Source organism: Paenarthrobacter sp. 4246 (genome assembly GCF_040546855.1).
GTDB lineage: Bacteria > Actinomycetota > Actinomycetes > Actinomycetales > Micrococcaceae > Arthrobacter.
Genome location: NZ_JBEPOP010000008.1, coordinates 90,413 through 111,613 on the forward strand (window position 1 = coordinate 90,413; position 21,201 = coordinate 111,613).

A 21,201-nucleotide genomic window follows, 5' to 3' on the forward strand; every position below is an offset into this window, starting at 1 on the left:
TACGGAATGTACATCAAGTACATAAACGACTAAAGTAGCCACATGGGAACCGCAGACTACGTGATGAGTGTGGCTGACCTCCGCGTACACCTTTCAGACACCATCAACCGCGCAGCCTACGGCCACGAGCGGATCAGCATCACGCGGCGCGGTAAAGTCGCGGCCGTGCTCATCAGCGCGGAGGACCTCGAACGGCTTGAACGTCTCGAAGATGAGGCAGACCTTAAAGCGCTTCATGCCGCGAAAGCGGAGGATGATGGTGCCAGGGTCAGTCTGAATGATCTTCTGGAGGAAAATGGCATCATCCGGTGAGCCGGTACAGGGTGATGTTCAGTTCGGCGGCGGCCAAAGAGATTCGAAAGCTTGATGCCCCGGTCCGACGCAAGATTCTTCTCGCTATTGCCGAGTTGGAACAGAACCCACGTCCTGACGGAGTCCGGAAGCTGTCCGCCCAGTCGAATTCGTGGAGAATTCGTCTCGGTGACTATCGGGTTCTATACGAAATCCACGATGGTGAACTTGTAATCATCATCTTCCGTGCCGCCCACCGTCGTGAGGTTTACTGATCTAGCCTAGGGTCATGACTTCCCAGCCGATCCGTACCGCCGTCGCAGGTTTTGGCCTCTCGGGTAGCGTCTTTCACGCGCCCTTCATCGCCAGCAACCCTGCCTATGAGCTTGCCGTCATCTCCACCTCGGACGAGTCACGCCAAGCCAAGGCCAAGGACCGCTATCCGCAGGCCGCCATTGTCAGCACGCCGGAGGACATCCTGGCACTGGCTGACCAGCTGGACCTCATCGTCCTGGGGACACCGCCCGCAACCCATTTCCCGCTCGCGAAAGCCGCGCTGGAAGCCGGGCTCGACGTCGTCGTGGACAAACCGTTCACCGTCCGCAGCGCTGAGGGCGAAGAGCTGATCGGTCTGGCGGCACAGCTGGGCCGCGTCCTCACCGTGTACCAAAACAGGCGCTGGGACGGCGACTCGCTCACCGTCAGGAAACTGCTCGACGCCGGAACGCTGGGGACAGTGACCAGGTTTGAGGTGGGCATGGAGCGTTGGGCGCCGGAGATCGCCAAAGCCTGGAAGGCCAGTGCTACGGCGGAAGACGGCGGCGGTGTCTTGTTCGACCTCGGCACCCACGTTCTGGACCTTTGTCTGCAGTTCTTTGGCCCAGCCACCGTCACTTACGCGGAAATCCAGGCGCGCCGTCCCCAGGAAAGCGTCGATGACGATGTCTTCCTGGCACTCCGGCACCAATCCGGCGTGGTCAGCCATGTCACCATCAACCTGACCAGCCACCTGCACGGCCCGCGTTTCCGCATCCTCGGCACGGAGGGCGGCTTCGTGAAGTTCGGCGCCGACCCCCAGGAGCCCTATGTGCTGGGAGGCGGGCTGCCTACGGATGCGCGGTACGGCGTCGAACCCGCCGAAAACCATGGCACGCTGGAACTGAACGGGCAGCGCATCGAGGTCCCTACGGAGCGCGGCGCCTACCCCGAGTTCTACCGGATTCTGGCGGACAAGCTCGACGACGGCGGCACAGCCTCCGCGCTTCCCTTACCTGTGGATCCGGCCGGCTCCGTTGCGGTGCTCAAACTGATTGAGCAGGCTAGGTCGCTGGCGTAACGTCCGCGCTGGCAACCAACGAGTAGATGGCCTTGAGGTCGTCGCTGCCTTCAGTGGGCTGGCAACTGCCCGTCAGCTGGACGATATCCGCAGCGGTCTCGTGGTGAACCACCGTGACGGCCGTGAACTGGGCCAGGGAACCGGCCTGCGGATGCGTGTAGCGTGCTTCGCGTACGTGCCAATCCCGGCCATTAATCACCACCGGCTCCGTGCCCAGCAGAACTGCATCCGGCAAGGCATCCAGGAACGAGTCCACGGACGCCGCGATGTCCTGGAGCTGGTAGCCAGGCAAGCGGCGCGACACGGAAATCACCACATTCGCTGTGTAGCGTCCTTCCGCAGTGGGGGCCATCAGGGCGCCAACCGCGTCGGGGACCACTTGCTGGGACCATCCCTCGGGTGCGTTGAGTTTGATGGTGGGGTAGGCGGGAAACCCGGTGGACGGGAAAACCTGGTGCGATGTCATGGGAGCCCTTTCGGAGCGCAGTCAGTACAGGAAACTATTTGCTGAGGAAGTCGACGAACCCGGTCACGGAATCAACCAACCCGGACGGGCTGATGGTGATCTGGCCACCTGCTCCCAGTCCCAGCTCCGCAGTGATCTTGGCACCCGCGCCGAGGGTCAGTCCGTCTTCGTCCATGGAAGCCGTAAAGAAGTGACCCTCACCGGCTCCAGCGGCAACTGTTGCGTTGAGGGTCAACGTCTGGCCCAAAACTTCGACGTACCGGCTTCCGGTCAGTTCCGCTCCGGCACCTGCGCTGAACGCTGTACCGGTTGTCTCGCGGCCCTTGACGCTCAGCTCGCCTTCCCCGGCACTTGCCCAAGCCCCGGCGCGCAGTTCTCCGCCCTGCCCCAAGGAGAACAGACCGCCGGCGAACTCGGTCTTGTTATCCATGGTGAGCTTCTGGCCGGCAAAGCCTTCACCGCCCGCGGAAAACAGGAACGGGCTGGTCGCTTCTGTGTGTGCGCTGGCCTCCACTCCGGTCATCAAGCGCGTCGTGGAGGTATTGGTGACCCAGCCGTCGAAGAAGTCGGATCGTGTGGTGGTCACGTTCTCTGCGCCTGCGAATGCTTCGCCGGTGGCGTGGGCGCTGGGAAGTCCCAGCCCGAACGGCACGCTGGCCCCGTACTCGCCTTCGGCGCGGGCGCCGACAAAGGTTTCGTTGGTGACAGTCGTCTTGACGGGCCCCACATCGGATTCCGCCTTCCAGGTCATGCCCCCTCCAGAGGAAGCCTCTCCTGAACCTCCGACGTCGATGCCTCCAGGACCAACTGAACCGTGGGTTTCACCCGTTGCCTCACTATCAAAGGAGCCTTCACCTTCAATGGTGAAGGGCCCGTAGGTGGTGGGATCAAAAGTGAACCCAAGTTCCCCTGGGATACCCCTGAAGGACCCGGCAGAGGGTCCTCCCTTGGATCCTCCCGCGCCACCCACGGATGCCTGCTCCTGCTGCTCCGCGTTGAGCTTCAATGCGCGGGCATTGTTCCGAAGGCAAGTCGCGGCCGCGCTCAGCCGTCCGTGGAGATCGCTTTGCCACCTGCTACGGAACTGGTCGGCGTCATTTCCGCGCCAATACGTTCCGTTCTGAATCATCGCGGTCAGTTCCCGCTGAAGACCCGTGATCTTCTCGGCTTCAGTATCCATCACAGCCGATAAGCGCCGGAGATCTCCGACGTCCGCGCCGACTAATCCTTGTCCCATTAGGTACCCAGTCCCATCACGTATCCCCTGAACGTAGTGACATACAAAGCCAGGCAACCAACGGCGCAGGCGTTTTCCTGAGCATAGTTGGCTGCAGCCGACCCGGCCATGGGGACATCTAGCCAGTGTGGACAACTGAGCGGCATGCGGCGCGCTGACAATCATTTTTGGACAAGGCGTAACCTCACCGCCGCCGCAAACGATGTAAGGGGAGTGCGGGCCACGTCCGCGCGCTGATCATCCGGCAGCGACCCAACCGCTGCCGGGGCAATCCCAAGAATTTTGTCGGAGGGTTTTATGTCCTTGTTCACTGTCCTCGCCACCAGCAAAGTCGCCGCGGGCGTCCTGGCCGCCGGAGCTGTAGCTGCCGGTGGAACCGGTGTAGCTGCCTTCAACGGTGCGCTTCCCACCGGGATCCAGCAGGCCGCGCATGACCTCGTTGGAGCACCTGCTCCGGTTGACGGTACGGCCGCCGAAGCAGCCGACGCCGCCCGGACTGCCACCACCAAGGCGGCCGGCGCCGTCGGGACCGCGCCGGCAAAGGCGGCCGAAGCCGCCGAAACCGGTCAGGCCAAGGCTGCCGACGCTGTTTCTGATGCGAAGGCCACAGCCAACGACGCCACGTCCCCGGAGGCTTTCGGCCTGTGCACTGCGTTCCTCAACGGCGGCCTGGGCGCTGATGCCAAGGTCCCGGGCTTTGAGTCCCTGATCATTGCCGCCGGTGGCGAAGCGAAGGTGGAAGCGCACTGCGAGGCAGTGGTTGACGCGGGCAAGGCCGCCGAGGCGAAGGCGAACGGTTCGGCCCAGGTAGACGCCGACGCCGATACTTCCGTGACGTCTGAACTTCCGGCGAAGCCGGCGGTCCCGGCCGTCCCCGCCAAGCCTGCCGTGCCTGCCACCCCCGCAGTCCCGGCGACGCCTGCCGCTCCGGCCCTCCCGTCGCAGGTTCCGAGCGACGTTCCGGTGGACGTCCCGGCGGGACCTGGCGCAGCCCTCGATTCTGTCCGCTAACCACGCAGCGGCTACGGTTTAACGGCGGGGTTCCTTGGCTTAGGGCAAGGAACCCCGCCCTCGTAACGTGGAATGGAGGCGTCCACGGGTGCTTGACCCTTTAGCTGACGAATACGTGCAGGCGGACCAGGATGACCCCGCGCTGCTCTTCACGGCTGCCTACACCAGCTTCTCCGGGCCGGTCTTTGGCTACCTACGTGCCCGCGGTGTGGACGACCCCGAAGCCGTCACCCAGGACGTGTTCCTGGCCCTGTATCCAAAGCTTGGAACCCTCCACGGCGGCCTCCAGGGCGCCAAAACACTACTCTTCTCCATCGCCCACGCGCGGATGGTGGACCACTACCGCAAACGCGGACGCGCGCCTGACTCCACTCCTTACGAGTCAGAACTGGATTCGCGACGTGCCCCGTCGGCGGAAGACCAAGCGTTCGGCCGGGCCTCCGGTTTGGGCGTCACTGAACTCTTGAACGACCTCGCAGACGACTACCGGGAGGTCCTGGCACTACGCGTCGTTGCCGACCTCTCCGTGGAAGAAACAGCCGGCATCATGGGCAAATCCCAAGGCGCCGTGAAGCAGTTGCAGCGCCGGGCCTTGGGCGCACTGAAGAAGCGTGCACAACGAACGAACGGCACAACATGAGCAACCACATCCCGTCCCGCGGACGCAGCCACCAGCAGGCAGTCGACCGTTTCCTGGCTGACTCCGGTCTGGAGGGCGAGGCCCAACTCCGCACAGAACTGCTGGAGCTTCGTTCGCTGGCCGACGCTGCCCCCGTGCCGTCCGAGGCCGTTCGCGCGCTCATGGTCAGCGGCCAGGCTGCAGCAACCCAGCAGATCACGACGACGGATGCTCCCGCCGCGTCGTCGGGCGCGCCGACAGCGGTACTCGCATCGGTCGGAGACCCGGCACGTGCGATTGACCCGGTGTCGACTGTTGACCCGCCCCGGGAGGGTGCCCTCCCTGCCGACGAACTTGCTGCGCGGCGGCGGACAAAGCGTCGCATGGCCATTGCCGGCCTCGCCGTCGTGGGGTCGTTGGCCGGCGGTGCTACTGCTGCGGTCGCGTCCGACGGCGGAATCCCTGGTGTATTCCAGCATCTTGGAGCAGCCATCGGCTCAGTGGTCTCGCAGCTCACTCCTGGTTCCGGCAACGCTCCGCAGCAGGGCGGCCCCGCCGGTTCTACCCCGGCGCCGACTGTTGAGGAGACGCCCGCAGTTCCCGATCGGAGCCAGCCCGCCCCGGCACCTGCTGCCCCACATCCAACCGGCAATCCCGCCCCAGGGTCCCCTCCGCAGCCCGGCGGAGGAGCGTCGCCTCGAAATCCAAAGAGCCCCTTGCCCCACGAACCTGTGAACGGCGGCATCCCCACGCCGGTGGTTCCTGCGACGCAGCCAGCGATCGACCCCTCGGGGATTGATCCGGCCAAGCTTCGCCCGTCGGACATCCCCGTGCCTGTTCCCACCCACGTGGTTCCCTCACCGCCAGCCAACCCCGGCGCGGGTTAAACCGCGACGGCGGGGTGCGGCTTCGTGTGGAAGCTGCACCCCGCCGTCGTGTTTGGGGTCCTAAGCGGAAACCAGGCTGTGCCAGTCGTTGACGAGGGGCAGGTTGTGCGCCTCGGAAACGGAGTGGTGTGCCACGTGGCCTGCGGCGATGTTGAGGCCGGCAGCGAGAGCGGGGTCGCGGTCGAAGGCGGCCTTGACGCCCAGGTTGGCCAGTGCCACGGCGTAACGCAGGGTGACGTTCGTCAGTGCGTACGTGGAGGTGTTCGGAACAGCGCCAGGCATGTTGGCAACGCAGTAGAAGATCGAGTTGTGGACCTTGTACGTCGGTTCCTGGTGGGTGGTGGGGTGCGTGTCCTCGAAGCAGCCGCCCTGGTCAACAGCGATGTCCACCAGAACCGAGCCCGGCTTCATGCGGGCAACGAGCTCGTTGGTGACCAGCTTGGGAGCCTTGGCGCCCGGGATCAGGACGGAGCCGATCACGAGATCTGCATCGATGACTGACTTCTCGATCTCGTAGGCGTTGGAGGCAACGGTCTTCAGGCGGCCCTGGTAGAGGGCGTCCAGTTCACGCAGCCGGTTGATGTTGATGTCCATGATGGTGACATCTGCACCGAGGCCCAGCGCCATGGCAGCGGCATTGGTTCCGGCAACGCCGGCGCCGAGGACAACGACCTTGGCCGGGCGGACGCCCGGTACGCCGCCCAGGAGGACGCCCTTGCCGCCGGCCGGGGCCATGAGCGAGGAAGCGCCGACCACGACGGACAGGCGGCCCGCGACCTCGGACATCGGGGCGAGCAGCGGAAGCGTGCGGCCTTCCTGCACGGTTTCGTAAGCGATGGCCGTGACGCCGGAGTTGATGAGCTCGGCGGTGAGCTCGGGCTCCGCGGCGAGGTGCAGGTAGGTGAAGAGGATGAGGCCCTTGCGGAAGCGGTGGTACTCAGCCGCGATGGGTTCCTTGACCTTCATGACCATGTCCGCACGGCCCCAGACATCGTCAGCTTCGTTGACGATTTCGGCGCCGGCGATCGAGTATTCCTCGTCGGTGATGCCCGAGCCGAGGCCTGCGCCACGCTCAACCAGAACGGTGTGTCCGTGGGTACGGAACTCGTGGACACCGGCGGCCGTGATGGCTACGCGGAACTCGTTGTTCTTGATTTCTTTGGGGACGCCGATGATCATCTGTGGGCTCCATCGTTAGCGGCCTCTTCGGCCGAAAAATGTGTTGCGGGCTGTGATTCCAGAATAAATCCGGCTGTGAGGCAGGCGACATGGTTTTTGCTGCGTGCAGACGGGGCCGCCCCGGAAAATCAAGGATCTTCTCCACCGTAGCTCGACATTTGTCGAGCCATGGAGCGTCAGGTGTCGCCTTCTGTTGGTACGCTTTCCTGATGCAGCAGGACGTGGAACAGATCGTTGAACGCGTGGCGTTGAAGCTGGGCCGCGGCCTGTCCCTGGAAGACCTCGACGGCGTCCTCCTGGCCTACAGTTCCAACCAGTCGCACGCCGACCGCGTCCGCGTGAACTTCCTCCTCAGCAAGCGTGTCCCCAGCGATGTCAGCGTGTGGCAACTGTCCCACGGCATCGCCACGGCGGTGCGCCCCGTCGTCGTTCCTGCCAACGAGGAACTCGGAATGTTGGGCCGCGTCTGCGTGCCGCTCCTGGTGCGCGGTTTCCGCGTGGGCTACTTGTGGGTCCAGCTGGACGTTGAAGAGCAAAGTGCGACGGCGATACTCGCCGAGTTGCCCGGCGTGCGCGACGAGTTGGACCTGTTGGCGGGGTTGCTCCTGGATTCCAACACCGCAGAATCGGAGTTCCGGCGCAGGCGTGAGCAGGAGTTCCTCTCGGCCTGCAGCGGCGAATCCAATGCCGTGGCGGCCGTGGCCGGGTGGAAGGAAATCCAAGGCCGGGGTCCATGGCAGCTGGTGACCATCCTGGACGCGGACGGCGCGAGGTCCGACGTCGATCCCCTTGCCGCAACCCTGACGCACCGTTCAGCCGCGTTGCAGTCCACTATCGGCGTCAACGCTGCGTTGTTCAGCGCCGGAACGGAGACACATTCGGTGGTGCTGTTCCGTGAGTCCGGTGGCCGTGCGGACCACGCCCAGGTGCTGGTCCACTATCAACTGGAACTCGCCAAGCGCTCCGGCAGAGCGGTGGACCGGGTGATCCTGGGCATCAGTGAGCCGTTCCAGGTGATCCGGCAGCTCGCGGGGGCGTACCGGCAATCCAAGGTTGCGGCGCAGGCTGCGGCCGTCGACCGGCCCCTCGGAGAACTCGTGGACAGCCGGTCCGTGGGGGTCTACCAGCTCTTCGACCGCTTGCTGGCACCCGGCGGCTGGGACGACACCGGTTCCGTCCACTTCCGTACCCTGGAGGACCAGGACAAGAACGGCGAACTCCTGCCCATCCTGGAGCTCCTCTATGACAGTGATGGTTCAGTGCAGGACGTCGCCGCCAAACTTCATCTCCACAGGAGCAGCATCTACAACCGCCTCGGCCGGATCCGCCAGCTCATCGGCGCCGACCCGTTGAGTGGAGCGATCCGCGTCGAACTGCATGCTGCCTTGAAAGCCCGTCGCTGGGCCGGTCGGCCACGGATCTGAGCTTGAGTGCACAGGAGGCAGGCACCCATTGGGTGCCTGCCTCCTGTGCTGTGGTGCCCTAGGACCGCTTCAAGCGCTGGCAGCTCCACCGGCCCAACCGGCGGCGGAACGTGGCAGTTCGACTGCTGCTGCAGTACCGGCTGTGCCAACCCGCATGTGTGGTGGTGCGCGGCAAACGGGTGCTCATTTGAGGGCATCCTTTGCCGCGTTCAGGATCTCTTCAAGTGCCGTCTCGGTGGGCTGCGGCGCGGTGGCCGCGCTGGGCTTGCCCGTGGGCTTGGGTTTGGTGGTCTGCGTGGGAGTCCCTGTCGGCGTTGGGGTAGGAGTCGGCGTGGGCGTGACCGTCGGTGTGGTTGTGGGCGTCGGCGTTGTGGGTGGCGTGGTGATCGTGTCCGACGGCACCTCGCTGGGTGCCGGCGCCGGCTGGGTGGGGACGGGGGCGGTGGTGGCCGGGTCCGCGGCGATGGTCGACGGCACTGCGGACGGGACCCACACGGGGTCCGCCAAGGAAACTTTCGGGGTGGGAACCGACGACGGCGACACTGGTGTTGGTGCCTCCGGAACCGTGGCCGGTTGGCCGGCTGCCGACGTCGCAGCAGCTGAAGCTGAGGGCGATGAGGCCCTCGAGTAGGAGGCGCTGGGTGCGGGAGCCGCGGAGCCCGAATTCCGGTCGGCGCCGCTGGCTTCCTGGGAAGGGGTCTCCTGGCCGAAGAATGGCAGCTCGAGGGCCTGCCCCAAGGTACCGGCTGTCAGGACCAGGCCGAGGGCACCAGCCACCACGGCCATGCGCTGGCTCATGTGTTTGACCGATGCAGCTTTCCGCAGGACCGCCTGGGGTTCCCGGCCAAGCGACGATCCGCCCCTGCCTGATCTGGAGGCAGCGGTGGCGGGTCCGGACGCGGCAGGCTGAGGAGTTCCCGGCTGCTCGGGGCTTTCCTCCTGCTCAGGACGTGACGCCTGAACGATCGGAATGGCCGAGGTGGGAGGCCCTGGCGTGGTGGAGGCCGGAGCTGCAGCCCGTGCGGCCTCCACAACGGGAATGGCCGCGGTTGCCGGCTCGGCCTCGGACGACGCCGGCCCGGCAGGCGCGATCACAGCCTGGGCTGCCCGCTCCCGCTCGGCCGCGCGGGCGGCCGCTCGCGTGGTGGGTGTCGCGACGGTGGGAAGGGCCGCAGTGGCGGGCTCCGGCGTCGTGCTTGTAGTTTCGGGTGCGGCAACAGTGTCTGCCTGCACGCTGAAGAGGGATCCGCTGGGTTGGGCCCGACGGCGTCCGGTTGGCTTGGTGCGCTCGCGTTCAGTCTCGGCGCGGCGCGGCTGATCCATGGTTGGGGACATGGTGGTTGCCTCTCAACGCCTTCGAGGTTAGCTGTCGGGTTCGGACGAGGCCGTCCGGCCGCCGTAGCGGCTTCACCCCAAGGACTTGGGAAAGTCCGGGAACTTTTGGGTCCCCCGCCTCTGCCGCGGGTCTGGCGGATTCCGGAATGCGGCAGAGCTCGGCGTCATTCCGGAAGCGGCCCAGCGGAGATACGGGTCGCCCTACGACGGTACATGAGCCGGAAAGTAAAGTCACATTAATGTAACGGGCGGTAGGCCTCCCCGGATGAGAGAGCCCTAGCGCTTAGGCTTCGGGGCCGGCGCCGGGAGTTCGTGGTACGGCAGCCAACACGGACAAGATATCCATGCCCAACACTAGCTTCGCGCTGCACCGGCAGGTAGACATTGTCTATGGACCTGCCTGTGATGCCACCCGTCTCGCCCATGCTCGCCAAGTCCGTCCCCGCCATCCCCGATGTTGGGCACTACGAGCCCAAGTGGGACGGATTCCGGACCATTGTCTTCAAGGACGGAGACGAGGTCATCCTGGGCAGCCGCAACGAGAAGCCCATGACCCGCTACTTTCCCGAACTGGTGGAGGCGCTGCGGAAGAACCTTCCGGACAAGTGCGTGATCGACGGCGAGATTGTCCTGATCGCGGACAACCGGCTGGAGTTCGAGGTGCTGCAGCAGCGGATCCACCCCGCGGACAGCCGGGTTCGGATGCTCGCCGAGAAGACCCCGGCATCCATGATCGCGTTCGACATCCTTGCGCTCGGCGACGACGACCTCATGGGCAGGCCATTCGCGGAACGCCGCGCCATCCTGGAACGTGCGCTCGCCGAGGCTGAGCCTCCCGTTTACGTCACTCCCGCGGTCACTGACCTGGAGCGTGCGCAGGAATGGTTCGTGCAGTTGGAAGGCGCAGGCCTGGATGGGGTGCTGTCCAAGCCCTTGGACGGGACGTATCTACCCAACAAGCGCGTGATGTTCAAGACCAAGCACGAACGCACCGCGGACTGCGTGGTGGCCGGCTTCCGCTGGCACAAGACCGCGAAAGTTGTGGGGTCCATGCTGTTGGGTCTTTACAACGACGCCGGTCGGCTCCAGCATGTGGGGGTGGTGGCCTCATTCCCCATGGCCCGCAGGGAAAGCCTGGTAGCCGAGCTTGAGCCGTACCAGGTGGAACTCGGCGAGCACCCCTGGGGCGAGTGGGCCAGCCAAGGAGAAGGGGCCGGGGGTTCCAGGATGCCCGGCGCCCAAAGCCGGTGGAGCGCGGGCAAGGATTTTTCGTTTGTGCCCCTGCGTCCCGAGTTGGTGATCGAGGTGGCCTACGACTACATGGAGGGCGAGCGGTTCCGGCACACCACGCAGTTCAGGCGCTGGCGGCCGGACCGCACACCGGAGAGCTGCACTTACTCCCAGTTGGAGGAGCCGGCGGATTACGATCTTGGGGAGATCCTGAGGCTGCCGTAACGTGGCGCCCGCAGTTCCTTACTCTTCGTGTCCTTGGTCGCTGCTCATGCTGCCCTCGGCCGGAGGGGTTTCTCCCGGGGGCACTCCGCCCCCGGGTTCCAAGCCCGTGACGTTTCCGTCGAGGGGATCGGGATTGGCGGATGCCGCAGGGTCTTCGTCTTCGTCCTGGCGCAATTCGGGGTCGGCGTTGACGTCGTCCTTCTCGGTGGCCGGGGGCGTTGCGGCGCCGTATGGGCCGGTGGCGCCTGTTGCGCCGAAGCCTTGCTCGTCCTTGCTATCTCCAGTGGTCACGGTCAGCCCTTTCGTAAGCAAACTTACTAATGCGATGGCTCCGCCAGCCTAGCCGGGACGCGCGGACTCCTCAAGGTGCCTGGCCGCGAAGCGCTGTCGCGGCAACGAAACTCCGGATGGCGTCCGCCACGGCCTGGGGCCGCATGTGTTGCGCTACATGCCCGACGCCGGGGATCTCCACCAAGCGCCCCTGGTCAACCGCCCTCGACAGCCGGAGGGCCCAGTCCGGGCCAGCCACGTTGTCGCGGCTTCCCCTCAGGACCAGCACGGGGACCCTGATGCCGGCCAAGCGTTTTTCAGTGGGGTACGTCATCATCACCGGCAGTTCAGTGAGGTACCAGCGCGGACCGCAGCGGAAATAGTCCGACGTGACGATCCAATTGGAGGAGGGGCTTTCGCGGAGCATCCCGTCAAGGAGAAGAGCCACGGACTGGCGCCTCACATTCTTGTGCCGTGAATCAACAACTGGCCCCATCAGCACCACCTGCCGGACCCGATCCGGCGCATGCAAAGCCGCCTCGATAACAAACTGCGCCCCCATGGAATGGCCCACCAAAACGTAGGAACCGATGCCGCGGGAAGCGAGGGCCTCCGCAATGAAGGCGCCGTAGTCCTCCACCGAGAGCTGGCGATCAGGCTTTGGAGTCCCTCCAAACCCCGGGAGGTCCAGGGAGTAGGTGGGTGCGCTCGCTGCGAGGACTGTGTGCAACCGGGCCAAATAACGATGCGAGACCCCGATGCCGTGGATCAGGACATAGACAGGCCCGGCGGGATCGGCCTCAGACCCGGTAAAGGGCACAGCGGCAGGCTCAGGGCTGCCCTCAGCCCACAGGATCCGCCCCTTCAACCCAAGAACTTCTACGTCCGCAGACAGCAATGGTGCCGGCATGCCCCGCGCCCTCATTATGGTTCCCGCCGCAAGAACACCGGAGCTCCGGGGCCACTCAGCTCGTCCTCCGCTATTGGTCGGCCGGACACCGCCAGCAGCAGCGCAATGGCTGGCCCTTCAACGGCTGGCCCATCCCCGTGATCGAAGGATGTGTCAGTGGCCACCAAACGCCAGCCCTCCGCGATTTCCCGGCCCCCGCCCAACTTGGTGCTGGTCCGCACCTGATAGTGCAGGGCGGTGGCTACGTGCGCTGCGGGGTAATCGCGGCGCATCCCCAGCGGGCGGCGGATGTCCTCGCCGTGCACAAAGGCTTCAACCAACCGCGTCCCCAGGCCTGCAGGCGGCCCGGATGTCCGGGAAAGCACGGCCTGCAACTGGACCAGGGTCTTCCCCGGATCAGTGGTCCTTTCGCGCTCAACACCCACGGCATTGTCGCGGTCAAAATCCATTCGGGAGGCAATCATGCGTCGAATGAAGCCGAGGCGTGTGGTCTTGGCAGAATCGATCACGTGCGCCAGGACATCATGGACGTCCCAGCCCGGGCACAGTGACGGCGTCCTCCATTGGAACGGGTGAAGTGGTTCAAGGTCCCGGATCAGGGCGCGACGTTCCTCATGCACCACGGGCCACACAACGGAGGGGGAAGTCGAAGCCATACCGCTATTGAACCCCATGCCTACTCCCTGGTGGCGTCGTCGGACCTTGTGGCGTCATCGGATTCGTTGGGGTCGCCTGCCGGGTGTGACGATTCAGCGGCGGACGCCGCAGCCGCGTCCCGGCGTCGTGCGATTTTTGATTCCGTCCACATTGCCACGGCCACGAACACCGTGCACGCGAACATGAAGGTTGCCACAAAGTTCAATCCCATGGCAGAGCCCAAGGGTGCGGCAAGGGCCATTGCGGCCAACCCGGCCACGATATGCCACCCTTTGAAATTGCCCACCGATCAAGCGTAACCCCGGCTTTAAGGGGTGCCCGCCTGTTGGCTGGGATCGTTGCTTGATCCTTATCACTGTCGACACTATTGGCCGGCGTTGTCGTCATTTCCGTCGGGTTGGTCCGCGGCGCTTTCAGCCCGTTTCTTCTTCTGGGATTCCAGCCACGCGATGATGGCAGCTTGCCGGATCCGACGATGCGTTCCGCGGTATTCCACGGGGATTTCGCCGCGGTCGGTCATGTTGCGCAGATAGGTGTGGGAAATGCCCGCAAGCTCCGCGGCCTGCGAGGTGGTGAGCATTTCCTCCACGCTGCTGACCGTCACGGTTTCGCCGCGGCCCAGCCTCGCGAGGAGGTCGACGACGGCGTCCCTCGCCTCATCCGGCAGGCGGTGGACTGTGCCGTCCACGAATACGGTGATGTCGTCGCTTTCCTTGAGGGAGCGCGCCAGATTCCGGGCGTCGTCGGCGGGGAGTCCTGCTGTGACGCGGGGAGCTATCAGTGCCATGGCAGAAGCCTAGCGTGAGCCATGCGTTTGCAGGCCTCGGGACAGCCCAGCGAAAAGCTACTCCGCGTCCAGGTCCGTCTCCAGCAGCTTCACCAGTGCGTCCAGCGCAGCGTCGGCACCGTCCCCCTCGGCCCGCAGCACCACGACGTCGCCCTTGGCGGCACCGAGGGTCATGAGCGAAAGGATGCTGGCGGCGTCGAGCGCGTCATCGGCAGGTTCGCCCTGCATGGCAATAGTGACTTCCACCGGCTGTTCACCCGCGGCCTCGGCGAAAAGTGCGGCGGGGCGGGCGTGCAGGCCGGAGCGGCTGGCGATGGTGGCTGTGCGTTCGGGCATGGTTTCTCCTTTGACAGAAACAGGCAGAGGCTAGAGGCCGAGTTCTTCGAGCACGGGGAGCTTGGCGCGGACCCAGTCGCGGGCCTCGGTGGCGCTGGGCGCTGAAAGGGCCAGGCGCGCGAGTTCCTGGGCTTGCTCCAGGGTCACAGTCTTCAGGACAGTCCCGACGGCGGCCAGCGACCGGGCGGTCATGGACAGTGTGGTGACACCCAGACCGGTGAGGACGACGGCGAGGGCCGGGTCGGCGGCTGCCTCACCACAAACACCCACGGGTTTGGCGTCACCTTCACGGCCCGAGCTTTCCTGCGCCGCGCCTTCCACGGTGAGCTGCACGAGCCGAAGCACGGCGGGCTGCCAAGGGGTATTAAGTTCGGCGAGGGGGCCGAGCTGGCGGTCGGCGGCCATGGCGTACTGGGTGAGGTCGTTGGTGCCCAGGGAAGCAAACCCCACCTCGCGCAGCACGGTGGCAGCGGTCAGGGCGGCAGAGGGAACCTCCACCATGACGCCGGGCGTCTGGATTCCGGCAGCTGCACACAATGAAGCGAAGCGTCCGGCTTCGGCGGCGGTGGAGATCATGGGTGCCATGACCCACACATCGGCCTCGGACTCGGAGGCTGCCCGGGCGATGGCTTCAAGCTGGCGCTCCAGGACCCCCGGTGTGGTGAAATCGGTGCGGTAGCCGCGGACACCCAGCGCAGGGTTGGGTTCGGTGGCGTCCGTGAGGAACGGCAGGGGCTTGTCGGCGCCGGCGTCCAGGGTGCGCAGGACAACTTTCTTGCCTGGGAACGCGTCAAACACGGCCTTGTACGCTGCGGCTTGCTCGTCCACGGAGGGTTCGGTGTCACGTTCCAGGAAGCAGAACTCGGTGCGGAACAGGCCAACACCCTGGGCGCCCAAAGCGGCGGCCGCCACGGCGTCCTTGGCTCCACCGACGTTGGCGAGGAGCGGCACCAAGTGCCCGTCCGCCGTCGTGCCGTTTCCGTCGAATTCGGCCAGGGTGGCTGACGTTTCAGCCCACGCGATGGCAGAAGCGCGGTGCTCGTCAGAGGGCGAAGCCGCCACGAATCCGGCCGCACCATCGACGTAGATCTCGGTTCCGTCGGCAATGTCGTCTACGCCGTGAGCCGCGACCACTGCAGGCAGGCCGAGCGAGCGCGCGATGATGGCCGTGTGGGACTGCGGTCCTCCACCTGAGGTCACCAGCGCCTGCACCACCGCGGGATTCAGTGTTGCGGTGTCTGCCGGCGCGAGGTCCTCGGCCACCAGGATGAAGGGCGTGTCCGAAGCGGGAATGCCGGGTGCGGGCACCCCGCGAAGTTCAGCCACGATGCGGGCGCGCACATCCAGGACGTCAGTTGCGCGTTCGGCCATGTAGCCGCCCAGATTGTGCAGCATTTCGGAGACGGAGGCGCCGGCTTCCCAGATGGCACGTTCTGCGGAGGAGCCTGCGTTGATCAGCTTGGCCGCCGACTTCAGGAGCATGGTGTCCTTGGCCATGAGGGCGGTGGCTTCGAGGACGGCCTTGCCGTCGCCCGAAGCGCTCTCCGCACGTCCCTTGAGTTCGTCATGGACGGACTGCGCGGCAGCCTTCAAGCCCGCGACGGCGTCTTCCGGGGCAACGTCCGCAGCCAACCGTTCTCCCGATGGCGGTTCGCTCACCGGCTTGGGCATCTGGCGGACGGAACCAATGATGCGGCCAGGGCTTACCCCTACTCCTTGGAAATTCTGCACTGAATCCTCTGTTCCTGCTTGTTGGTTCAGACCCGCCGGCGACGGCACCGGGAGCCTCGAAAACTAGCCTACAAAATTCCTTTGTGAGCCACTTCATATAGCAACGCTATAGGTGCTAGGGTAGCGGTTATGAGTTTCGATGACCAGCTTCCGCCTAAAATTCGGTTGCTTCGCGCAGCTGCCGAGTTGCTGGCGAATTCGGAGGGGTCAGCGGTCTCAACGCGCCAGATCACCAAGCTGGCCGGGGTCACCGCACCAACGCTTTACCACCACTTTGGCGACAAAGAAGGCTTGTTCGATGCCGTCGTTTCAGCCGGATTTGAAGAGTATGTGGCGGGGGAGCGGGATTTTGCGCCGTCCGGGGAGCCTTTGGAAGACGTCCGGCGGATGTGGGATAACCATGTCCAGTTCGGGCTGAGCCAGCCGCATCTGTACCTGGTGATGTTCGGCAACATCAGGCCGGAAAGCCGTCCTGCAATCGTGGCCGATGCTGAAGCGCTTCTGGAGGAAATGCTGAACAAGGCCGCAATTTCCGGTCAGATCAACGTGCCGCCCCGCGAAGCGGCCCGTAGCATCCTGGCGGCCAACGTGGGTGTCACGCTCATGCTGATCGCAGAACCGGTGGAAGAAAGGAACCTCGAGCTCTCAACGATGACCCGGGATTCCATGATTTTTGCCGTCTCCACGGACACCGCCCGTGGCGCCGCAGCGGACGACTCCGGTAAGTCGTCCGTGGTTGTTGCGGCAATCGCCCTGAATGCGGCACTGCAGGCCTCACATTCGGACCAACTTTCCAGCTCTGAACTGAAGCTCTTCCTTGAATGGCTTCACCGCATTTCCAGCAGCTCCTAAGGCTGCGTTCTCTCGATCTTTATCGACTGACCCCGCGCCGCCGCGGGACACACGTTAGGAATTCACATGGCAACAGAGACAGTTGCGAAGCCCCGCACCAGCGTGCGCGTTGGTGTTCAGAAGTTCGGCACCTTCCTGTCCGGCATGATTATGCCCAACATCGGCGCCTTCATCGCCTGGGGCCTCATCACGGCCCTCTTCATCGAGAAGGGCTGGATTCCAGTCGCTGAACTGGGCGGGTTCGGCACCAACGCCGAGGGTGATCCCAACGTCGGCATCGTTGGCCCCATGGTCACGTACCTCCTTCCAATCCTGATTGCCTACACGGGCGGCCGCATGGTCTATGACGTCCGCGGCGGCGTGGTCGGTGCCATCGCAACCATGGGCGTCATCGCAGGTACGGATGCGCCAATGTTCATCGGCGCCATGATCATGGGCCCGCTGGGTGCCTGGACCATGAAGAAGATCGACGCCCTGTGGGACGGCAAGATCCGCCCCGGTTTCGAAATGCTGGTCAACAACTTCTCCGCGGGTATCTGGGGTGCGCTGTTGGCTTTGGGTGGCTTCTACGGCCTTTCCTGGGTGGTTCAGCGCTTCACTGACGGCGCCGGGGCCGTGGTCGGGTTCCTGGTCAACAACGGCCTGCTGCCTCTGACCAGCATCTTCATTGAGCCGGCCAAGGTCCTCTTCCTCAACAACGCCATCAACCACGGCGTGCTGACTCCGCTGGGTATTCAGCAGTCCCTGGAACAGGGCAAGTCCATCCTGTTCCTGCTGGAAGCCAACCCGGGCCCGGGTATGGGCATCCTGCTGGCGTACATGTTCTTCGGACGCGGTGCGGCCAGGGCTTCGGCCCCCGGTGCAGCGATCATCCACTTCCTCGGTGGCATCCACGAGATTTACTTCCCGTACGTCCTGATGAAGCCCATCCTCATCCTGGCTGCCATCGGTGGCGGCATGACCGGCATCGCTACCCTGGCCATCACCAACTCCGGCCTGGTGGCTCCGGCCGCACCGGGTTCCATCATCGCCGTGCTGGCACAGACTGCCCGCGACAGCTACCTTGGCGTCATCCTGGCGGTTGTCTTGGCCACTGCCGTTTCCTTCCTGATTGCCGCGGTCATCCTGCGCACGTCCAAGAACAAGGGCGAGGATGATCTCTCGGCAGCGACATCCCGCATGGAAGCCATGAAGGGCAAGAAGAGCTCCGTCTCCTCCGCGCTTGTTGGTGACCGCGCCGGCGAACCGGCAGGCTCCCAGCCCGGTACCTTGCTCACCCGCCCGGTCCAGAACATCGTGTTCGCTTGCGACGCCGGCATGGGTTCCAGTGCCATGGGCGCCTCGGTCCTGCGCAACAAGATCAAGGCGGCCGGCTTCCCGGACGTCAAGGTCACCAACTCGGCCATCGCCAACCTCAACGACACCTACGATGTGGTGGTCACGCACCAGGACCTGACTGAACGCGCCCAGCCGCGGACGTCCAGCGCAGTGCACTACTCGGTGGACAACTTCATGAACAGTCCCAAGTACGAAGAGATCGTTGAACTGGTGCGGAGCAGCAACAGTGAAGGCGCTGCAGCTGAAACAGGCACGACGGCGGCCCCTGGCGGAGACGCCCAGCCCACCGCCGCCGCCACTTCAGCAGCCGCCGGCCACGGCGCGCATGTCGCTCAGCAGACTGCCGCCGTCGAAGGTCAGGCTGCCGAAGGCAAAGGCGTCCTGCTCCGCGAAAGCGTGATCCTGAACGGCACATCCCGTGACCGTGACGCGGCGATCGACGAGGCCGGAAAGCTCCTGCTGGACCGCGGTGCCGTGGATGTCAGCTACGTCCACGCGATGCACGAGCGCGAGGAATCCGTGTCCACCTACATGGGCAGCTTCCTGGCCATCCCGCACGGTACCAACGATGCCAAGGAGCACATCAACCACTCGGCCGTGTCCATCATCCGCTACCCCGAGGGCATCGACTGGGGCGGCAAGCAAGTGAAGTTCGTGGTCGGTGTCGCCGGCCTCAACAATGAGCACCTCCACATCCTGTCTTCCATAGCCAAGATCTTCACCAACAAGGCACAAGTTGCCCAGCTGGAGGAGGCCACCACGGTTGACGAGGTCCTGGAGCTGTTCAGAAAGGTCAATGCATAGTGAAGGCAGTCCATTTTGGGGCAGGAAACATCGGGCGCGGCTTCGTGGGGCTGCTGCTTCACGAAGCCGGCTATGAGGTGGTGTTCGCGGATGTCGCGGACGCGCTGATCAGCCAGCTCGCAGCGGCCGGCAGCTACGACGTCCACGAGGTTGGCGAGAATCCAGCGGTCAAGACCGTCACTGGTTTCCGCGCTTTCAACTCCGCGTCGCAGGAAGCCGCTGTTGTGGAGGAAATCTCGACGGCGGATGTGGTCACCACTGCTGTGGGGCCGCACATCCTGAAGTTCGTGGCACCGGTGATCGCCCGAGGGCTGGCGGCCCGTCCCACAGACCTGCCGCCTCTCCACGTGATGGCCTGCGAGAACGCCATCAACGCCACGGACCTCCTGCACACGGCGATCCAGTCGGCTTGGGACAATTCCGCAGGTGATTTGGACGCCATCGCGGTTTTTGCCAACACGGCTGTGGACCGCATTGTCCCCAACCAGGCTCCGGGCCAGGGCCTGGATGTCACGGTGGAGACCTTCTACGAGTGGGTCATTGACCGCACGCCGTTCGGTGACAAGGTGCCCACCATCCCCGGAGCCACGTTCGTGGACGAGCTGGGCCCGTATATTGAGCGCAAGCTGTTCACGGTCAATACCGGCCATGCGTCGGCTGCGTATTTCGGATACCAGGCCGGGATTGAGAAGATCTCCGAATCCATGGCCGATCCCTCTGTTGCAGCAAAGGTCCGCGCAGTGCTGGAAGAAACCAAGGAACTGTTGGTGGCCAAGCATGGGTTTGTGGAGGCCGAGCAGGAAGCGTACGTGCAGAAGATCCTGTCCCGCTTCACCAACCCGCACCTGCCGGACACCGTGAATCGTGTGGGCCGTGCACCCTTGCGGAAGCTCGGCCGGCACGAACGTTTTGTTGGTCCTGCCGCCGAGTTGGCCGAGCGTGGAGTTACTCCGGTGGCGTTGCTTGAGGCAATGTCGGCAGCATTGCGTTTCGATGACGGCAATGACGACGAAGCCGTGGAGCTCGCAAACCTGCTGTCCGAGCTGGACGCGGCTGCCGCCGTCGAGCGCATCACGGAACTGACGCCGTCGCACCCGCTCTTCCCGGCGCTCCAGAAGCTGGTGGAGGATCGGCAGGCCGAGGTGTAAGCGCCACCCAAAAGTAACAAAGGCTCTCCAGCGGGAGAAAAAAGCGTGACTTCAGTCACAAATACCCGCTGGAGGGCCTTTCGTTTTTGAAGTTAGCCTCACCTTACTAATAGAGTCAAAAAGCAATTAGGCAACACATCTATGACTTATTAGTGAGTGGAGTACTGGCGTGAAAAAGAGGCTGTCGAGCTACCTTGGGGCACTGGCTGCAGGCGCAGCCTTGCTGACCGTTACGGCGTGTGGGGGCGGGGCAACTGCCTCTTCGCAGCCTGAGGAATCCAGCACCATCACCATTGAGCACGCCCAGGGTTCAACATCCAACGTTCCCGTGAACCCGGAGAAGGTCGTCACCTTCGATCTCGGCGTCCTCGACACCATGAACGCGCTCGGCGTGGAGCCCACCGGTGTTCCCGAGGCCAGCTACCCGGAGGCCCTCAAGAAGTTCTCCGAGGCCAGGTACGCCAAGGTGGGTTCGCTCAAGGAACCCGACTTCGAAGCCGTCAGCTCCGCAGCTCCGGACCTCATCATCGTCTCCGGACGCACCGCCGGCGCCTACGAGGAACTGAGCAAGATCGCCCCCACCATCGACCTCTCCGTTGATGCGGCCAAACCCATGGAGAGCTTCAAGGCCCAGGCCGAGAAACTCGGCAAGATCTTCAAGAAGGAAGACGAAGTTTCTTCCAAGCTTGCAGAGGTGGACAAGACCGTCGCGGACACCAAGACCAAGGCCGCCTCGGCTGGCAAGGGCCTGATAGTCCTCACCTCAGGCGGTGAAGTTACCGCGTACGGTGCGGGCTCCCGCTTCGGCATCATCCATGACGTCCTGGGCGTTCCCACCGCCGCCGACGTCAAAGCCGAGGGGTCCCACGGCGAGGCTGTTTCCTTTGAATACATCAAGGAAACCAACCCGGACATCCTTTACGTCATCAACCGCGACACCGCGATCGGCACCGCAGGATCCACCGCCAACCCCATTCTGGACAATGAGCTCGTGAAGTCCACCAACGCCGCCAAGAACAACAAGATCGTCAACCTCGATCCCGCCGGCTGGTACATCGTGGGTTACGGACTGAACAACGTCCAGGCCATGGTCACGGCAGTGGCCGACTCGGTTGCCTGACAACCCGC

The 21,201-nt window shown here is 64.4% G+C and carries 23 protein-coding genes and 1 riboswitch; of the genes, 12 read left to right on the forward strand and 11 right to left on the reverse strand.

Annotation, left to right across the window (positions count from 1 at the left end):
* Nucleotides 1-42: 42 nt before the first annotated feature.
* Genes ABIE35_RS15880 through ABIE35_RS15890 form a run of 3 tightly spaced genes read left to right on the forward strand, consistent with a single transcriptional unit; the run spans nucleotide 43 to nucleotide 1,627 of the window.
* The gene (locus ABIE35_RS15880; RefSeq protein WP_354516371.1) at nucleotides 43-312 is read left to right on the forward strand and encodes a type II toxin-antitoxin system Phd/YefM family antitoxin; all 270 of its coding nucleotides are present in this window, start codon (nucleotides 43-45) and stop codon (nucleotides 310-312) included.
* Between the two features lie 14 nt (nucleotides 313-326).
* Nucleotides 327-566, forward strand: coding sequence for a type II toxin-antitoxin system RelE family toxin (locus ABIE35_RS15885; RefSeq protein ID WP_354516575.1), 240 nt, complete (start codon nucleotides 327-329; stop codon nucleotides 564-566).
* 14 nt (nucleotides 567-580) lie between these two features.
* Nucleotides 581-1,627, forward strand: coding sequence for a Gfo/Idh/MocA family protein (locus ABIE35_RS15890; protein ID WP_354516372.1), 1,047 nt, complete (start codon nucleotides 581-583; stop codon nucleotides 1,625-1,627).
* On the opposite strand, the gene ABIE35_RS15895 is transcribed toward ABIE35_RS15890, so the two are convergent.
* A complete protein-coding gene (locus ABIE35_RS15895; protein WP_354516374.1) occupies nucleotides 1,611-2,093 on the reverse strand; it encodes a hypothetical protein in 483 nt (160 codons plus the stop codon). The genes ABIE35_RS15890 and ABIE35_RS15895 overlap by 17 nt on opposite strands.
* Before the next feature lie 34 nt (nucleotides 2,094-2,127).
* Complete coding sequence (locus ABIE35_RS15900; protein WP_354516376.1) at nucleotides 2,128-3,330, reverse strand: WXG100 family type VII secretion target; 1,203 nt, start codon at nucleotides 3,328-3,330, stop codon at nucleotides 2,128-2,130.
* Nucleotides 3,331-3,627: 297 nt separating this feature from the next.
* On the opposite strand from ABIE35_RS15900, the gene ABIE35_RS15905 reads away from it, so the two are divergent.
* The 3 genes from ABIE35_RS15905 to ABIE35_RS15915 all read left to right on the forward strand — a co-directional run bounded on the left by ABIE35_RS15905 (nucleotide 3,628) and on the right by ABIE35_RS15915 (nucleotide 5,847).
* Complete coding sequence (locus tag ABIE35_RS15905) at nucleotides 3,628-4,341, forward strand: hypothetical protein (protein WP_354516377.1); 714 nt, start codon at nucleotides 3,628-3,630, stop codon at nucleotides 4,339-4,341.
* Nucleotides 4,342-4,429: 88 nt separating this feature from the next.
* Entirely contained in the window at nucleotides 4,430-4,981 is a 552-nt protein-coding gene (locus ABIE35_RS15910; RefSeq protein WP_354516379.1) for an RNA polymerase sigma factor, read from the forward strand.
* Nucleotides 4,978-5,847 (forward strand): hypothetical protein, encoded by an 870-nt coding sequence (locus ABIE35_RS15915; RefSeq protein ID WP_354516381.1) that lies wholly within the window; start codon nucleotides 4,978-4,980, stop codon nucleotides 5,845-5,847. The genes ABIE35_RS15910 and ABIE35_RS15915 overlap by 4 nt, the downstream gene beginning before the upstream one ends.
* A gap of 60 nt (nucleotides 5,848-5,907) precedes the next feature.
* Here ABIE35_RS15915 and ald read toward each other — a convergent pair whose 3' ends face one another.
* Nucleotides 5,908-7,026: an alanine dehydrogenase gene (gene ald / locus ABIE35_RS15920; RefSeq protein WP_354516383.1), complete on the reverse strand. Its 1,119-nt coding sequence runs from the start codon at nucleotides 7,024-7,026 to the stop codon at nucleotides 5,908-5,910.
* A gap of 206 nt (nucleotides 7,027-7,232) precedes the next feature.
* On the opposite strand from ald, the gene ABIE35_RS15925 reads away from it, so the two are divergent.
* Nucleotides 7,233-8,450: a PucR family transcriptional regulator gene (locus ABIE35_RS15925; RefSeq protein WP_354516577.1), complete on the forward strand. Its 1,218-nt coding sequence runs from the start codon at nucleotides 7,233-7,235 to the stop codon at nucleotides 8,448-8,450.
* A gap of 183 nt (nucleotides 8,451-8,633) precedes the next feature.
* Here the strand turns inward: ABIE35_RS15925 and ABIE35_RS15930 are convergent, their stop codons facing one another.
* Nucleotides 8,634-9,785 carry a hypothetical protein gene (locus ABIE35_RS15930; RefSeq protein ID WP_354516385.1) on the reverse strand — a complete coding sequence of 384 codons (1,152 nt, stop codon included), beginning with the start codon at nucleotides 9,783-9,785 and terminating at the stop codon, nucleotides 8,634-8,636.
* 2 nt (nucleotides 9,786-9,787) lie between these two features.
* A riboswitch (cyclic di-AMP (ydaO/yuaA leader) is annotated at nucleotides 9,788-9,932 on the reverse strand.
* Between the two features lie 243 nt (nucleotides 9,933-10,175).
* Between ABIE35_RS15930 and ABIE35_RS15935 the strand changes: the two genes are divergently transcribed.
* Nucleotides 10,176-11,240, forward strand: coding sequence for an ATP-dependent DNA ligase (locus ABIE35_RS15935; protein ID WP_354516387.1), 1,065 nt, complete (start codon nucleotides 10,176-10,178; stop codon nucleotides 11,238-11,240).
* Nucleotides 11,241-11,258: 18 nt separating this feature from the next.
* Here ABIE35_RS15935 and ABIE35_RS15940 read toward each other — a convergent pair whose 3' ends face one another.
* The 7 genes from ABIE35_RS15940 to ptsP all read right to left on the reverse strand — a co-directional run bounded on the left by ABIE35_RS15940 (nucleotide 11,259) and on the right by ptsP (nucleotide 15,931).
* A complete protein-coding gene (locus tag ABIE35_RS15940) occupies nucleotides 11,259-11,531 on the reverse strand; it encodes a DUF6480 family protein (RefSeq protein WP_354516389.1) in 273 nt (90 codons plus the stop codon).
* Nucleotides 11,532-11,601: 70 nt separating this feature from the next.
* Nucleotides 11,602-12,420 carry an alpha/beta fold hydrolase gene (locus tag ABIE35_RS15945; RefSeq protein ID WP_354516391.1) on the reverse strand — a complete coding sequence of 273 codons (819 nt, stop codon included), beginning with the start codon at nucleotides 12,418-12,420 and terminating at the stop codon, nucleotides 11,602-11,604.
* A gap of 14 nt (nucleotides 12,421-12,434) precedes the next feature.
* Complete coding sequence (locus ABIE35_RS15950; protein ID WP_354516392.1) at nucleotides 12,435-13,094, reverse strand: maleylpyruvate isomerase family mycothiol-dependent enzyme; 660 nt, start codon at nucleotides 13,092-13,094, stop codon at nucleotides 12,435-12,437.
* Nucleotides 13,095-13,096: 2 nt separating this feature from the next.
* Complete coding sequence (locus ABIE35_RS15955; RefSeq protein WP_354516394.1) at nucleotides 13,097-13,363, reverse strand: hypothetical protein; 267 nt, start codon at nucleotides 13,361-13,363, stop codon at nucleotides 13,097-13,099.
* 78 nt (nucleotides 13,364-13,441) lie between these two features.
* Nucleotides 13,442-13,864, reverse strand: coding sequence for a helix-turn-helix domain-containing protein (locus ABIE35_RS15960; RefSeq protein ID WP_354516396.1), 423 nt, complete (start codon nucleotides 13,862-13,864; stop codon nucleotides 13,442-13,444).
* A 57-nt stretch (nucleotides 13,865-13,921) separates the two neighbouring features.
* Nucleotides 13,922-14,200 (reverse strand): HPr family phosphocarrier protein, encoded by a 279-nt coding sequence (locus ABIE35_RS15965; protein WP_089596564.1) that lies wholly within the window; start codon nucleotides 14,198-14,200, stop codon nucleotides 13,922-13,924.
* Between the two features lie 30 nt (nucleotides 14,201-14,230).
* The gene (ptsP, locus tag ABIE35_RS15970; protein WP_354516398.1) at nucleotides 14,231-15,931 is read right to left on the reverse strand and encodes a phosphoenolpyruvate--protein phosphotransferase; all 1,701 of its coding nucleotides are present in this window, start codon (nucleotides 15,929-15,931) and stop codon (nucleotides 14,231-14,233) included.
* A 129-nt stretch (nucleotides 15,932-16,060) separates the two neighbouring features.
* Between ptsP and ABIE35_RS15975 the strand changes: the two genes are divergently transcribed.
* From ABIE35_RS15975 to ABIE35_RS15990, 4 genes are all read left to right on the forward strand, one after another.
* Entirely contained in the window at nucleotides 16,061-16,783 is a 723-nt protein-coding gene (locus tag ABIE35_RS15975; RefSeq protein WP_014923084.1) for a TetR/AcrR family transcriptional regulator, read from the forward strand.
* A gap of 66 nt (nucleotides 16,784-16,849) precedes the next feature.
* Complete coding sequence (locus ABIE35_RS15980) at nucleotides 16,850-18,925, forward strand: PTS mannitol transporter subunit IICBA (RefSeq protein ID WP_354516400.1); 2,076 nt, start codon at nucleotides 16,850-16,852, stop codon at nucleotides 18,923-18,925.
* Nucleotides 18,925-20,073, forward strand: a complete 1,149-nt coding sequence (locus tag ABIE35_RS15985; RefSeq protein ID WP_354516402.1) for a mannitol-1-phosphate 5-dehydrogenase — start codon at nucleotides 18,925-18,927, stop codon at nucleotides 20,071-20,073. The genes ABIE35_RS15980 and ABIE35_RS15985 overlap by 1 nt, the downstream gene beginning before the upstream one ends.
* Before the next feature lie 169 nt (nucleotides 20,074-20,242).
* Nucleotides 20,243-21,193, forward strand: coding sequence for a siderophore ABC transporter substrate-binding protein (locus ABIE35_RS15990; RefSeq protein ID WP_354516404.1), 951 nt, complete (start codon nucleotides 20,243-20,245; stop codon nucleotides 21,191-21,193).
* The last annotated feature ends 8 nt before the right edge of the window (nucleotides 21,194-21,201 follow it).

Bases quoted from the DNA above. Each gene is read 5' to 3' on its own strand.
- ABIE35_RS15880 (WP_354516371.1), top strand. From the start codon at position 43: ATGGGAACCGCAGACTACGTGATGAGTGTGGCTGACCTCCGCGTACAC.
- ABIE35_RS15885 (WP_354516575.1), top strand. From the start codon at position 327: ATGTTCAGTTCGGCGGCGGCCAAAGAGATTCGAAAGCTTGATGCCCCG.
- ABIE35_RS15890 (WP_354516372.1), top strand. From the start codon at position 581: ATGACTTCCCAGCCGATCCGTACCGCCGTCGCAGGTTTTGGCCTCTCG.
- ABIE35_RS15895 (WP_354516374.1), bottom strand. From the start codon at position 2,093: ATGACATCGCACCAGGTTTTCCCGTCCACCGGGTTTCCCGCCTACCCC.
- ABIE35_RS15900 (WP_354516376.1), bottom strand. From the start codon at position 3,330: ATGGGACAAGGATTAGTCGGCGCGGACGTCGGAGATCTCCGGCGCTTA.
- ABIE35_RS15905 (WP_354516377.1), top strand. From the start codon at position 3,628: ATGTCCTTGTTCACTGTCCTCGCCACCAGCAAAGTCGCCGCGGGCGTC.
- ABIE35_RS15915 (WP_354516381.1), top strand. From the start codon at position 4,978: ATGAGCAACCACATCCCGTCCCGCGGACGCAGCCACCAGCAGGCAGTC.
- ald (WP_354516383.1), bottom strand. From the start codon at position 7,026: ATGATCATCGGCGTCCCCAAAGAAATCAAGAACAACGAGTTCCGCGTA.
- ABIE35_RS15930 (WP_354516385.1), bottom strand. From the start codon at position 9,785: ATGTCCCCAACCATGGATCAGCCGCGCCGCGCCGAGACTGAACGCGAG.
- ABIE35_RS15935 (WP_354516387.1), top strand. From the start codon at position 10,176: ATGGACCTGCCTGTGATGCCACCCGTCTCGCCCATGCTCGCCAAGTCC.
- ABIE35_RS15945 (WP_354516391.1), bottom strand. From the start codon at position 12,420: ATGCCGGCACCATTGCTGTCTGCGGACGTAGAAGTTCTTGGGTTGAAG.
- ABIE35_RS15950 (WP_354516392.1), bottom strand. From the start codon at position 13,094: ATGGGGTTCAATAGCGGTATGGCTTCGACTTCCCCCTCCGTTGTGTGG.
- ABIE35_RS15960 (WP_354516396.1), bottom strand. From the start codon at position 13,864: ATGGCACTGATAGCTCCCCGCGTCACAGCAGGACTCCCCGCCGACGAC.
- ABIE35_RS15965 (WP_089596564.1), bottom strand. From the start codon at position 14,200: ATGCCCGAACGCACAGCCACCATCGCCAGCCGCTCCGGCCTGCACGCC.
- ABIE35_RS15975 (WP_014923084.1), top strand. From the start codon at position 16,061: ATGAGTTTCGATGACCAGCTTCCGCCTAAAATTCGGTTGCTTCGCGCA.
- ABIE35_RS15980 (WP_354516400.1), top strand. From the start codon at position 16,850: ATGGCAACAGAGACAGTTGCGAAGCCCCGCACCAGCGTGCGCGTTGGT.